Source organism: Chryseobacterium sp. BIGb0232 (assembly GCF_024810195.1).
Classification (GTDB): Bacteria; Bacteroidota; Bacteroidia; order Flavobacteriales; family Weeksellaceae; genus Chryseobacterium; species Chryseobacterium pennae.
Genome location: NZ_JANUEH010000003.1, coordinates 273,024 through 286,391 on the forward strand (window position 1 = coordinate 273,024; position 13,368 = coordinate 286,391).

Sequence of the window (13,368 nt, forward strand, 5' to 3'; positions counted from 1 at the left end):
AAAAGTATGAAATTCAGCTTATTTACACTATGTATTGCGGGAGCTTTTATCAGTTCAACCCTTTCAGCACAGACTTCTGTAATTGAAAACAGTAGGAAAAACCCCAAAGCTCCATTTTCCTATGCTGAACTTTCTGTAAAAGAAGGCGGCCAATGGGAAGGCAATCAATACATTGGGGGAACTTTTAAAAATGTTCAGGAACTTACCCTGCCGGAAGCCCATACAGATCATTCCTCATATATCAGATATGAGGGAATTGGTTTGGAAAACAATCAGATTGGCTACAGGCTCTATCTGGACTGGAGAAATGCCACGGATATTTTTGGTAAAAAAGTAACCACACTCGTATTACCGGAAGTTGGTCAGGATGGCTTTGAATCTTATCATCATGATGCTCCCTGGGGACAGGATATCCTGAAGTCTGGCCGTACCATAGGAATCGGATCTTATGGAAGATATGATGAGCAGAATGATTATGTTGAAACTTTTAAAATCGTAAAAAAGACTACCGCAAAAGTTATCAATGAAAAAGACCGGTCTTATGCCACAATCGATTACATAGGCTGGAAAACCTGGGGTAATCCCATCGATCTACAGTCAAAACTGACTATTTTTCCTAAAGACCGCTTTGTAAAGGTAGACCTTACCCTCAGCAACAGCCTTTCAGGTTTATGTACAGGAATTGTTGCCTTTAAGGACATTCCATTGAAACAAGGAGTCAGTAAAAATAAAAAATGGGGCTATATTGCGACTTATGGGCCGCAAACGTTAGCTAAAAAAGAAGACAATCTGGGAATGGCAGTCTTCTACCCTATTGAAAACTTTGATCAATATGTAAAAACAAAATCTACCCATACAGTCATCTTCAAAAAGACGAAAAATGTATCATATTACTTTTTGGGAGCCTGGTCACAGGAACCCAACGGCTTAACCACCGAAGACGCATTCTATCAGGATCTTGATAAAAAACTGGATATTCTGGATAAAACTCAACAACTTTAAAGTTTAAAATCATGAACTTTATTAATAATTCTATGACAATCTATGCATTGGCAGCAGTATGTTCAGGACTCTTTTTTTCCTGTGCACAAAAGCCTTTGCAAAATTCGCCCTCCGAAATACATTCACCGGTAAACGGAAAAATTTCAGCCAAACTTCCATGGTCGGAAAGAATGCTTCTTTCTGAAATACAACGATTTCCTCAGGCATGGATGCTGGATTACAACAAAGCACCTAAATGGAGCTATCCTACAGCCATCGTTCTGGAAGGAGCCGAAAGACTGTTTGAAAAAACCGGAAACAAGGAGTATTACAGCTATATCACAGCCTTTGGTGACACTATGGTGAAAGAAGACGGAAGCATTATTTCTTACGATCTTTCCAAATACAATATTGATATGCTGAATTGTGGAAATGTTCTTCTTTACCTCTATCAGCAGGAGAAAAAAGACAAATATTTAAAAGCCCTGCAAACCCTGCGTTCCCAGATTGACGGCCAGCCAAGAACTTCCGAAGGCGGTTTCTGGCACAAGAAAATTTATCCTAACCAGATGTGGCTTGACGGATTATACATGGGAGAACCTTTTTATGCTCATTATACCCATGATTTTTCAAAAGGAGAAGAAGCTGAAAAAGCTTATAACGATATCATCAATCAGTTTGAACTGATTCAGAAGCATCTTTTAGATAAAAAAACGGGACTGCTCTATCATGCCTGGGACGAAAGCAGAGAACAGCAATGGGCGAATAAAGAAACCGGTCTTTCTCCTAATTTCTGGTCAAGAGCAATGGGCTGGTACGGAATGGCTATCGTAGATGTACTGGATTATCTTCCTCAAAACCATCCGCGAAGAGCAAAATTACTTACCTACCTGAAGTCTTACTGTGATGCTGTTATCAAAGTTCAGGATTCCAAGACAGGGCTTTGGTATCAGGTATTGGACAAAGGCGGAGAAAAGGGCAACTATCTGGAAGCAACAGGCTCATCTATGTTTGTGTACACCATGATAAAGTCCGTCAACAAAGGGTATTTATCCAAATCATATAAAGCATATGCGAAAAAAGGATACGACGGCATTATCAAAAACCTGATAACAGTAGATAAAAACGGCATTGTCAGCTTAAATAAATGCTGTGCCGTGGCAGGCTTGGGCGGAAATCCTTACAGAAGCGGTTCTTACGAATATTATGTGAATGAAGAAGTGCGCTCCAATGACCCAAAAGGAACAGGTCCGTTTATTCTTGCCAGTTTGGAATTTGAAAAATAAAAAAAGATTGAGGTAAAGCATAATTGATTGTATGAAGACAAAAAGTATTTTAAATATCGTTGCCCTTACAGCCTTTTCGGCAGCATCTACCTATTTTCAGGCACAAGAGAAAAACTATGTTTCCGAAGTATGGACTGCCGATCAGGGGAAAAACTACAGAAATCCCGTTTTATATGCAGACTATTCAGATCCGGACGTGATTCGTGTGGGGAATGATTATTATATGACCGCCTCCAGCTTTAACGAAGCTCCCGGATTGCCTGTTCTTCATTCCAAAGATATGATCAACTGGAAACTGGTTAATTACGCCATTCAGGATATCTTACCTCTGGAACACTTTTCAACCCCCAAAAGGGGCGATGGTGTTTGGGCTCCCAGCATCAGATTTCATAAAGGAGAATTTTACATTTACTGGGGTGATCCGGATTTCGGAATTTATATGGTAAAAACTAAAGATCCTCTGGGCGTTTGGGAAAAACCGGTGTTGGTAATGGAAGGAAAAGGCTTGATTGACTCCTGTCCTTTCTGGGATGAAGATGGCAATGCCTACCTTATTCATGGCTGGGCCGGAAGCCGTGCCGGAGTAAAAAGTATATTAACCCTCAATAAAATGAATCCTGAGGGAACAAAAGTACTCGATAAAGGAATTCATGTTTTTGACGGTCATGATGCCCATCCTACTGTTGAAGGCCCCAAAATGTATAAAAGAAACGGCTATTATTATATTTTTGCTCCAGCAGGTGGTGTTGCAACAGGTTGGCAGCTTGCGTTGAGATCAAAAAATATCTATGGCCCTTATGAAGAAAAAATTGTTCTGGAACAGGGTTCAACAACCATCAACGGACCTCATCAGGGAGCATGGGTAGATACCCCATCCGGAGAAGACTGGTTCTATCATTTTCAGGATGTAGATGCAGGAGGAAGAATTGTTCATCTTCAGCCTATGAAATGGGAAAAAGACTGGCCTGTAATGGGAACAGACTCTAATAAAAACGGAATCGGAGAGCCTGTTGTAAGCTATAAAAAACCTGATACCGGACAAGTGTCACCTATAGTTACTCCTTCTGAGACCGACGAATTTGATGGAGAAAAACTAGGCTTACAATGGCAATGGAGTGCCAACGAAAATATTGTATGGTCCTCCAAACTTCCCGGACAGCAATTTTTAAGATTATTCTCAATAAAAATTCCTGAAGGTGAAAAAAACCTGTGGAATGTTCCGAATCTGTTAACCCAAAAATTCCCGGCTCCGAATTTTGCTGCTACTACAAAGGTAAAATTAGTTCCCGAAGAAGCTAAAGATGGCAAGACTGCAGGATTATTGATCATGGGACTGGACCATGCATCACTGGTTATCACCAACAAATCGGATGGTTATTATGTACAGCTAAGGAAAGCTGAAAAAGCAGATAAAGGCGGTGAGGAGAAAATACTCTGGGAAACTCTGTTGAAAAGCAATGAGGTGTATTTAAAAGTGAATGTAACCGAGCCTAATGGATTATGTCAGTTCAGTTACAGCGAAAATGGTAAAAGTTTCATCAAAGCAGGTGAAGTTTTCCAGGCAAAACCGGGAAAATGGATTGGTGCAAAAGTAGGACTTTATAGCATAAGTACGACAAAGGCACCAAGAGGAGGATATGCCGATTTTGATTGGTTCAGAATAACTAAGAAGTAAAATGGAGAATAAAAATGATGCCTTTCCGATTATCCAACAAAAATAATCATGAAGAAAAGAATATATAAACCCGTTTTATTTTTATTAAGTACCTTACTTCTGTCAGCATGTCAGTCACAGAATAAAGCAAAAAGTACGACTATAAAAGCGGATAAAAAAGTAACCCATATTTACCTTATCGGAGATTCCACAATGGCTGATTATACCGGAGACTATGATCCCGGAAAAGACTATATGAAAGTCAGATATCCCATCACAGGCTGGGGACAGGTTTTTCAGCCATTTTTTGTAAAAGACAGTATTCAATCTCTGAAGCCCTTTATCACAACTGATTCTGTGGCGGTTATTGACAGGGCTCACGGTGGAAGAAGCACACGAACTTTTTTCCAGGAAGGAAGATGGCGGTATGTCTATGAACACCTTCAGGCAGGTGATTATGTGATCATGCAGTTCGGGCATAACGACGGTTCAGAAAAGCATCCGGAACGCTATGTAAATATTCAGGGGTATAAAGAATTTTTACGTTTATTCGTTTCTCAGACGAGGCAGAAAGGAGGAAATCCCGTTATTGTAACTCCGGTCGCCAGAAATTACCCCTGGAAAGACGGAAAACTGGAAAATGTACATGGAGAGTACTGGCAGGCCCCAATTGATATTGCAAAGGAAATGAATGTTCCCTATATAGATCTTAATAGATTGTCGATGGATTATTTTACAAAAAAAGGACAGGATTTTACCACCAGTCATTATTTCATGAACCTTCCGGAGAACGTATATGAAGCCTATCCAAAAGGACAGAAAGACAATACCCATTTTCAGCCTGAAGGAGCAAAAGCAGTCGCTGCATTGGTCTATCAGGAATTTAAAAAAATAATTAAAACTCAAAAAAAATAACATGAAGAAGTCACTTATAATTATCGGCTTAGCCGCAGCAATGATGTTTTCGGGGCAGGCTTTTGCCCAGAACCTGGATATTTACAAAAACATTGAGTTTACAATGCCTCAGGTTGCAGAAACCTCTTTTCCTGCTCAAACAGTTTCCATCACACAATTTGGCGGAATCTCAGGAGGAAATGTAAAAAATACGGCTGCTTTCAAAAAAGCCATTGAGGACCTTAGTAAAAAAGGAGGCGGAAAACTGGTGGTACCAAGGGGAATGTGGTTAACAGGTCCTATTGAGCTGAAAAGCAACATCAATCTACATGTAGAAGAAGGAGCATTTATTATTTTCAGTAAGGATAAAAATGATTATCCTTTGGTAGATGTAAGTTTTGAGGGGCTCAATACCATCAGATGCCAGTCTCCTATCTCCGCAAAAAATGCTACCAATATTGCCATTACAGGAAAAGGAGTCATAGATGGAAGCGGTGACGCATGGAGAGCTATCAAAAAAAGCAAAGTTGCAGAATCTGAATGGAAAGAAATCATCAAATCGGGTGGAATTCTATCTTCCGACGGCAAAACATGGTATCCTTCAGAAAGTTATAAAAAAGGATTTGAAAGCAGCTCAAGCTTCAATGTTCCTGATAAAATATCCAAAGATGAACTGACCACCGTAAAAGATTTTCTGCGTCCGGTGATGGTAAGTCTGGTGGGTTGCGACAAAGTATTGTTAGATGGTCCTACTTTCCAGAATTCCCCGGCGTGGAACCTGCATCCATTGATGTGTTCCAACGTAATCCTAAGAAATCTGACTGTCAGAAATCCCTGGTTTTCGCAAAACGGTGATGGTGTAGATCTTGAATCCTGCAAAAATGTTCTGATCTATGACAATACATTTGATGTAGGTGATGATGCTATCTGTATCAAATCCGGGAAAAATGAGGATGGCAGAAAAAGAGGAATGCCTACAGAAAACGTGATCATCAAAAATAATGTTGTGTATCACGGTCATGGAGGATTTGTGGTAGGAAGTGAAATGTCCGGTGGAGCAAGAAATATTCATGTATCTGATTGTACTTTCATCGGAACAGATATCGGACTTCGTTTTAAAACAACCCGTGGAAGAGGCGGAATTGTAGAAAATATTTACATTAAAAATATTGATATGATTAATATTCCTACCCAAACGATTGGTTTCAATATGTTTTACGAAGGTTCTTCCCCGGTTTTAGAAGAAGGACAAAAACAGGAAGGAAATAAGACCCCGGAAAAAGTGTATCCTGTAACGGAAGAAACTCCTATTTTCAGAAATATCTTCTTTAAAAACATCAATGCCGTTAATTCTTATGAAGCCATCACCCTATTTGGTCTGGCTGAAATGAACCTTAAAAATATCGTGATTGAAGATTCAAAATTTGATACCAAAAAAGCACTCACTATTGTGGATGCAGACGGAATTCAATTGAAAAATGTAACGTTGAAATATACTGAAGGTACAGGTGCTACGGTTTACAACAGTAAAAATATCAATCTTGCCTCCGTAAAATTTGAATCCCCAACTAAACCTTATATCAAAGTTTTAGGAAACAAAACCGGAACTGTAGTCTTGTCAAAAGAAATACTAACTGACAAAAGTTTACTTTCTGTAGGAACAGACGTGCCTAAGAATGCAGTTAAATAATATAATTCAAACCATTACACATTTTAAAGGTTTCAAAATATTAGAATTCGGCTCATGATTTTTAACAAAAGACATACTTATATTTCTATTTTCTTTGTAGGGATGATGGCATTCGGGCAGACTAGCAGACCGAATGCTGCTCCTTACACCACTGAAGGGACTTTTGAAAAACTTAAAAAGAAACACAGCTTCATTACTCCTATTGACCGCCCCATCCCTCCCAATATCAGAATCGACAAAGATGTTGAATATGGCGCTCCTGATGGAATCTCTTTAAAAGCTGATGTTTACTACCCTCTTGACTCTTCCAAAAAACATGCAGGAATCGCTATGGTACATGGTGGAGGCTGGATTTCCGGAAGTAAGGAAAATGAAAAATACATGGCAATGGAGCTGGCATCAAAAGGCTTTGTCGTCATTGCTGTTGGGTATCGTCTTGCAGATATTTCCAAATATCCTGCGGGGATTGAAGATGTTGAAACTGCCATTCAATGGATCAGGAAAAACAACAGAAAATATACCTTAGATAAAGATAAAATAGTGGTTTTAGGTGAATCTGCCGGCGCACAAATGGCCACCTTGGTAGGTGTAAAAGCCAAAAATAAAATAAAGGCGATCATCAATGTTGATGGTATTGTTTCGTTTGTTCATCCGGAAGCTGAAGAAAGTACCTATGCCTCTTACTGGTTGGGTGGTGACCGGGAGATCAGTCTCAAAAACTGGACGGAAGCCTCACCCCTTGAATATGTGGATCAGCATACACCGCCTACTCTTTTTATCAACAGTTCGCAGCCCAGATTCCATGCAGGAAGAGATGATATGATGAAGAAACTGCGGTCTTATAACATTCCTACCGAATTTCATGAGATCAAAGATTCGCCGCATTCATTCTGGTCGGCAGAACCCTGGTTTACAGAAACCCTGAACTATACGGTAGATTTTTTAAATAAAGTTTTAAAATAGCTCTTAAGCTCAAACGCACCCAATAAATGGTATGAAAAAATTACTTTTAATTCTATTCATAACAGCAGCTCAACTTCTATGGGCGGGTGAACCATACATTACCATTACAGTTGATCAGAAAGGAAATGGAGATTTTACCACCATTCAAAAAGCCATCAATTCTATAAGAGATCTCGGATCCGCTGAGGCATTGATCAAAATAAAGTCGGGAATCTATCATGAAAAGCTAGTGATTCCCTCTTCGAAACATAAAATCACTCTGGAAGGCGAAAATAAAGAAAATACAGTCATTACCTATAATGATTTCTCAGGAAAACCGGATGCCTTCAATGAAAAGATGACGACTTTCAATTCATATACGGTATTGGTAATGGCGGATGATATTAAAATTAATAATCTTACCATTCAAAACAGCTCATGCAACGAAGGGCAGGCTGTTGCCCTTCATGTAGAAGGCGATCGTTTTATTATCACCAACGCTGCTGTTTTGGGCTGCCAGGATACCATATATGCTGCTACCAATCACAGCAGGCAATATTTTGAAAACTGCTATATAGAAGGAACTACAGATTTCATTTTCGGACAGGCTACTGCCGTATTTAAAAACTGCACCATTAAAAGTCTTGCTGATTCTTATATCACTGCAGCAGCCACCGAAATTGACAGAAAATATGGTTTTGTATTCTTACACTGTACACTAGTCGCAAAAGATGGTGTTAGCAAAGTGTATTTGGGAAGACCTTGGAGACCCTACGCCAAAACAGTGTTTATCAATACAGAAATGGGAAAACATATTCTCCCTGAAGGCTGGAATCCATGGAAAGGCGATAAAATGTTCCCTGATAAGGAAAAAACCGCCTATTATGCAGAGTCCGGAAGTAAAGGGGAAGGCGGAAACACTTCAAAACGTATCAACTGGTCTCATCAGCTCACCCAGAAAGATCTGAAAAATTACACCCTGGAAAAAATATTGGATGGCTGGAACCCTTAATTATTGAATTGCTGAACAAACAAAAAAAATTTTAAAAACAACTATGCATAAAAGGATTACCCTACTTCTTCTCTTCCTGTCAATCATGACATTGGCACAACAACCTACCCTATTTCTGATTGGTGATTCAACGATGGCCAATAAAGAAAACCCGGATAAAAACCCGGAACATGGCTGGGGACAGATGCTTCCCTCTCTTTTAAATTCCGGAATTTCTATTCAGAACCACGCAACCAACGGGAGAAGTTCAAAAAGCTTCAGAACGGAAGGAAGATGGAATAAAGTGATGAATCAGCTTAAGAAAGGGGATTTTGTGATCATCCAGTTTGGACATAATGACCAAAAAATCAATGACTCGGCACGATTCACCAATCCATATACTCAATACAGAGCCAATCTTGAAAGATACGTAACCGAAGCCAGGTCAAAAGGGGCGACTCCTATTCTACTCACTTCTATTGTGAGAAGAAACTTTAATGAAAACGGAGTTTTGGTAGATACCCATAAAGAATATCCTTTGGTAGTCAGAATGGTAGCTAATGATCTCCAGGTTCCTTTTGTTGATTTACAGTTATTATCGGAACAACTGGAGATTTCTTACGGTCCGGAAAATTCAAAAAAACTACATCTTCATTATAAAAAAGGAGATGAAGCTTATTACCCGGAAGGAAAAGATGATGATACTCACTTGTCAAAACTGGGAGCCGAATCTATTGCAAAACTGGCAGCAGCTTCTTTGAAAAGTATGAAGACAGGTTTGGAGAAGTATATTAAATAAAGTACTCTTCGAGATTTTACAAAATTTCAATTTAAAAAAGTAAAAATGGATTTTAAAAAAGACTCTTTCTTTAATGGAAACTCTGATTGGGAAGATGTAGGAAATGGTGTTTCAAGACAGTTTGTAGGATACAATGCCCAGATCATGATGGTGATTGTAAAGTTTGAGAAAGGAGCAACAGGAGCTTTGCACCAGCATTTTCATTCTCAGATCACCTATGTTGCTTCAGGAAAATTTGAAGTCACAGTAAATGGAGAGACAAACATTTTGCATGAAGGGGATGGCTTTTTTGCACAACCTAATATTTTCCATGGGGTGAAATGTCTTGAGGAGGGAAAATTGATTGATGCATTTACCCCTTTGAGGGAGGAATTTCTTGTTTAGATACCTCATAAAAGAATAAACAAATCTATCTTCATTCAATTCTCATATCAATATTTTTCATTTTTATCGGTTGTTCTAAAGTAAAAATTAAATTTATTGAATAAATAATAAAATGCAACCGATTGATCAAATTAAATATTTAACATTATAATTATATAAATATTAATATAGTAAAATATAAAATAATTAAATATTAACTTCATAATTTTACATCAGAACAAATCACAAAATATAAACTATGAAAACAATGTTCAAGACTGCCTTCTTTACGGCAGCTCTAAGCTCTGCTTTTGCTCTGACCGGATGTGGTCACGAAGACATCAACAATGACCTGGCAGAAAGCGAAATCAATATCAAAAACACTTTGACCCAAAAGATTGTTCCTCTGGCTAATTGTGTAGCTCCGGGATGGGCTTCTCAAAACGGAGGAACTACCGGTGGAGGAACCGCTGCAGAAACGACAGTTTCCACCTATGCCCAGTTAAAAGCGGCTATTGAAAATACAGCGGTAAAAGTGATTAAAGTAACCGGAACCATTACCATCACTACCCGTTTATCTCTTCAGGACCAGACCGGAAAAACAATTTATGGTACTACCGGAGCCAAGCTTGTTTCTACAAATCAGACCAAAGACGGTTCCGGAATTATCAACATTAAAAGATGTAACAACATCATTATCCGAAATCTTATTTTCGAAGGTCCGGGAGCTTATGATACAGATGGCTGGGACAACGCTATTCTTGATGACTGCCGAAATGTATGGATAGACCACTGTGAGTTCAGAGATGGCGTAGACGGAAACTTTGACATCAAAAACAAATCCGATTATATTACGGTTTCCTATACCAAGTTTCATTATCTGAAAGCGCCAAAACCTGGTGGCTCAGGGGGTACAGATGACCACAGATTTTCTAACCTTATCGGATCCAGTGACGGTGCTACTGCTGATGCCGGAAAACTGAATGTAACTTTTGTTCGTTGCTGGTGGGCTCCCGGATGCAGAGAGCGCATGCCTAGAGTACGATTTGGAAAGATTCACATCCTGAACAGTTATTTCAACAGTTCTGTGAGCAATAAATGTATTGCAGCAGGGGTACAGGCTAATATTCTTGTAGAAAGAAATGTTTTTGAAAACGTAAAAGAGCCTATTAATTTAATGAGTGGCTTTACTGCAGTCACACAAACCGGAAGCAGCTTCATCAATGTTACGGGGAACATTAATGGTAGCGGAACCGCATTCACCCCGCCATACAGCATAGCAAAACTAAATGCAGCAGATGTAAAAGCAGATGTTACAGCTAATGCAGGCGCTACATTAGGAGGAAATGTCTGTGACGCTTTTTAACAGAAAACTTTAATAATAGTAGTAATAAAAAAGAAGAGTACCTCATTTCTGAGGTACTCTCCTTAGTTTTTAGTAGAAAAGCAGGCTAAAGCCTGCTTCCTGTCTGACGTTAATCATTTCTTTATTTTATTCTTTTCCAGCCATTTCGGATATTCCTTAGCGAGCAGTTTTTCTGCAAAGTCTCCAAACCAGCTATAACCATTTCTCCTTTCTTCCGAAACTTCATTATAATCATACTTTACACTGCCGTCACGGTCTCCAAACAGAGGTTTATTGGTGTGAATATCGTAGAATCTGGCCCAGATCACAGAATTTTTATCTTCAGCCAGTATCCTCACCGCTTTTCCGTTCTGTTTAGCAACATTGTAACTATACCCTTCAATCTTATTCTGCCTAAACCACTCTACTGCTGCTTTTATGGATTTTTCTATTTCAGGAGTCAACGGCTGCTGCATCAAAAATCTTATTACTCCTACCGATTCACCTGTGGCTAGTGAAATAGGTTCAAAAGCCCTTGCTTTGTCCGGTTGCAAAGTCATTTCATTATACTGATCTGCCCAAATGGTAGGATTCCCCTTTTGGAGCACCTGAGTTTTTAAAATACATCCAATTCCTTTCTGGACTGCTATTTTTGATTTTTCTTGCAGGAAAGGTGAAATCACATCAAAATTATTCTTGCCTTCCGCAACATTGTATAAAACAGTCAGGGCATTGATCATCGCATTATCATTATAAGTTACCTGCTTTCTGTAGAGTCCTGTATTGGGATAATATTGCGGAAAACCTCCGTTATCATATTGCATCGTAAGAAGATAGCTAATTCCTTTTTCTGCCGCTTTCAGATATTCCGGATTTTTGGTTGCTGCATATGCTTTAATCAATCCGTTGATCTCTCTGGAAGTGGCGTTATTATCAATGGTAGCATGATCATCTCCGGTAGATTTTATCTTTCTTAAAAGGTTTTTATCAATAGGCAGCGCATAACTCACCACTGACTTGTCTTCCAGCTGTTTTCCCCAACCTCCATTGGGAAGCTGATAGATCAGCATTTTCTCCGCCAGGGTATCCTTAATCTGGGCAGAATAATTAACCGCCAGCAATCCTAACGCAAATGTGTATATTTTTAGATTCATTTTTTATTATTTAAAAATTACCATTTCATTATTCTATAATTTTCACCACCAATGGCTTTTCAATGATCCTAGCTTGCTTATTAAGCATGTTTTCCCAATCCTTCTGTGTTTGAACCTGCCCGCTTTTCTGCCAGGCAAATCCCGCATAATAGCACAAGGTTTTATTGGGTTTTGTAATAACATACAGGTTACTTTCATCAGGAACATCAGAAGTAAAAGCGATTGATTTTTCAACGATTTTTGGATTTACAACAATCCCTTCGCCCACAAAAGCATCGTCTATTTTCTCCCAATGAAGATAATATCCATTTTGATCATTCAATTGAGATATTCCTTCGTTTTTATGCAAAGTAATTCCTATTGTATAATTAGGAACAGATTTTTCTGATTCAAAGGTTGATTCAAATTTCGAAAAGTTAGACCCCAGATCCAGAGAAATTCTTTTGACTTCTTTCACGCCATATTCGCTCCATGGCTGGTAAGTAAGTTCAAAAACAGTTCGCAAAGGACCTTCAGCAATTGTTCTGGAGGTTACAAAATTTTGAGAAACCTGAAGCCTGTCATCTTTCCAGATTCCAACTCCGCCGGTTCCTCTGCTGTTTCCCACATGGTACGGATCATAGCCTTCCCCTCTTGTGTCTTTATGATAATACATAGGATCAGTAAGATATCCTTTGTACCAGTCATTGATAACAGGCCGATCTGTTCTTTTCAGCCAAATGTCAACACCACTTGACAGCGTACTGCTTTTTATTCCCCGTAGAGCTTCCTCCTGGCCTTTCGGACCGTATACCCTAAAGGCAATTTTATCATTTTCCCAGGCATAATCGTCTACTCTCTCAGGAACCAGCCTTGAATAGGTAGAAGTTTGGCTTTCAGGGATCTGAGCATTTCCGTCCGCTATAATACTGTATGCGTTGGTTTTTCCGGAACCAATAACAACACGAAAAAGCAATTCATCATTTTTACCATCACCATCGTTATCTATCCATTGTATCGGAAGCCATTTTCCTTTTGTATCTTTTATTCTAAGTTCCTTTTCGTTATGCTTACTTAAGAATGGCTGCAGTTCGATTGCAGGAATCGCGACTAACTCATTCCTTTGAAAATCCAAAAGGTTTAAAACCTCAATGGAACGTTGAGCAGATAAAAAACCCGAAGTAATGCAACCGATTACACAAAACGATATAAAACTGCTTATTTTCATAAATAAAGGATTAGATTTTCGTCAAAAATAGAAAATATTTTCCATTTGAAGCAATGACTCAG

At 38.9% G+C, this 13,368-nt stretch carries 12 protein-coding genes; 10 read left to right on the forward strand and 2 right to left on the reverse strand.

Annotated features, from left to right (window positions below):
* The first annotated feature begins 6 nt into the window (after positions 1-6).
* The 10 genes from M2372_RS10825 (at position 7) to M2372_RS10870 (ending at position 10,966) form a co-directional block, all read left to right on the forward strand.
* Positions 7-1,002 carry a DUF4861 family protein gene (locus tag M2372_RS10825; RefSeq protein WP_123319297.1) on the forward strand — a complete coding sequence of 332 codons (996 nt, stop codon included), beginning with the start codon at positions 7-9 and terminating at the stop codon, positions 1,000-1,002.
* Positions 1,003-1,013: 11 nt separating this feature from the next.
* Positions 1,014-2,267: a glycoside hydrolase family 105 protein gene (locus tag M2372_RS10830; protein ID WP_123319298.1), complete on the forward strand. Its 1,254-nt coding sequence runs from the start codon at positions 1,014-1,016 to the stop codon at positions 2,265-2,267.
* Positions 2,268-2,298: 31 nt separating this feature from the next.
* A complete protein-coding gene (locus M2372_RS10835) occupies positions 2,299-3,942 on the forward strand; it encodes a glycoside hydrolase 43 family protein (RefSeq protein ID WP_123319299.1) in 1,644 nt (547 codons plus the stop codon).
* 48 nt (positions 3,943-3,990) lie between these two features.
* On the forward strand, positions 3,991-4,836 hold the full coding sequence (locus M2372_RS10840) for a rhamnogalacturonan acetylesterase (protein ID WP_123319300.1): 846 nt from the start codon (positions 3,991-3,993) through the stop codon (positions 4,834-4,836).
* Position 4,837: 1 nt separating this feature from the next.
* A complete protein-coding gene (locus M2372_RS10845; protein ID WP_123319301.1) occupies positions 4,838-6,505 on the forward strand; it encodes a glycoside hydrolase family 28 protein in 1,668 nt (555 codons plus the stop codon).
* A gap of 54 nt (positions 6,506-6,559) precedes the next feature.
* The gene (locus M2372_RS10850) at positions 6,560-7,468 is read left to right on the forward strand and encodes an alpha/beta hydrolase (RefSeq protein ID WP_123319302.1); all 909 of its coding nucleotides are present in this window, start codon (positions 6,560-6,562) and stop codon (positions 7,466-7,468) included.
* A 31-nt stretch (positions 7,469-7,499) separates the two neighbouring features.
* Complete coding sequence (locus tag M2372_RS10855) at positions 7,500-8,459, forward strand: pectinesterase family protein (protein ID WP_123319303.1); 960 nt, start codon at positions 7,500-7,502, stop codon at positions 8,457-8,459.
* Positions 8,460-8,502: 43 nt separating this feature from the next.
* A complete protein-coding gene (locus M2372_RS10860; RefSeq protein ID WP_123319304.1) occupies positions 8,503-9,237 on the forward strand; it encodes a rhamnogalacturonan acetylesterase in 735 nt (244 codons plus the stop codon).
* Positions 9,238-9,282: 45 nt separating this feature from the next.
* Positions 9,283-9,621, forward strand: coding sequence for a cupin domain-containing protein (locus tag M2372_RS10865; protein WP_123319305.1), 339 nt, complete (start codon positions 9,283-9,285; stop codon positions 9,619-9,621).
* Positions 9,622-9,859: 238 nt separating this feature from the next.
* Complete coding sequence (locus M2372_RS10870; RefSeq protein WP_123319306.1) at positions 9,860-10,966, forward strand: polysaccharide lyase family 1 protein; 1,107 nt, start codon at positions 9,860-9,862, stop codon at positions 10,964-10,966.
* Positions 10,967-11,079: 113 nt separating this feature from the next.
* Here M2372_RS10870 and pelA read toward each other — a convergent pair whose 3' ends face one another.
* Together pelA and M2372_RS10880 are read right to left on the reverse strand one after the other, a co-directional pair.
* Positions 11,080-12,099, reverse strand: coding sequence for a pectate lyase (gene pelA, locus M2372_RS10875; protein ID WP_123319307.1), 1,020 nt, complete (start codon positions 12,097-12,099; stop codon positions 11,080-11,082).
* 28 nt (positions 12,100-12,127) lie between these two features.
* The gene (locus M2372_RS10880; protein ID WP_123319308.1) at positions 12,128-13,306 is read right to left on the reverse strand and encodes a DUF4861 family protein; all 1,179 of its coding nucleotides are present in this window, start codon (positions 13,304-13,306) and stop codon (positions 12,128-12,130) included.
* Positions 13,307-13,368 lie beyond the last annotated feature (62 nt).

Coding starts and splice junctions, on each gene's coding strand:
- M2372_RS10825 (WP_123319297.1), top strand. CDS start 7: ATGAAATTCAGCTTATTTACACTATGTATTGCGGGAGCTTTTATCAGT.
- M2372_RS10830 (WP_123319298.1), top strand. CDS start 1,014: ATGAACTTTATTAATAATTCTATGACAATCTATGCATTGGCAGCAGTA.
- M2372_RS10835 (WP_123319299.1), top strand. CDS start 2,299: ATGAAGACAAAAAGTATTTTAAATATCGTTGCCCTTACAGCCTTTTCG.
- M2372_RS10840 (WP_123319300.1), top strand. CDS start 3,991: ATGAAGAAAAGAATATATAAACCCGTTTTATTTTTATTAAGTACCTTA.
- M2372_RS10845 (WP_123319301.1), top strand. CDS start 4,838: ATGAAGAAGTCACTTATAATTATCGGCTTAGCCGCAGCAATGATGTTT.
- M2372_RS10850 (WP_123319302.1), top strand. CDS start 6,560: ATGATTTTTAACAAAAGACATACTTATATTTCTATTTTCTTTGTAGGG.
- M2372_RS10855 (WP_123319303.1), top strand. CDS start 7,500: ATGAAAAAATTACTTTTAATTCTATTCATAACAGCAGCTCAACTTCTA.
- M2372_RS10860 (WP_123319304.1), top strand. CDS start 8,503: ATGCATAAAAGGATTACCCTACTTCTTCTCTTCCTGTCAATCATGACA.
- M2372_RS10865 (WP_123319305.1), top strand. CDS start 9,283: ATGGATTTTAAAAAAGACTCTTTCTTTAATGGAAACTCTGATTGGGAA.
- M2372_RS10870 (WP_123319306.1), top strand. CDS start 9,860: ATGAAAACAATGTTCAAGACTGCCTTCTTTACGGCAGCTCTAAGCTCT.
- pelA (WP_123319307.1), bottom strand. CDS start 12,099: ATGAATCTAAAAATATACACATTTGCGTTAGGATTGCTGGCGGTTAAT.
- M2372_RS10880 (WP_123319308.1), bottom strand. CDS start 13,306: ATGAAAATAAGCAGTTTTATATCGTTTTGTGTAATCGGTTGCATTACT.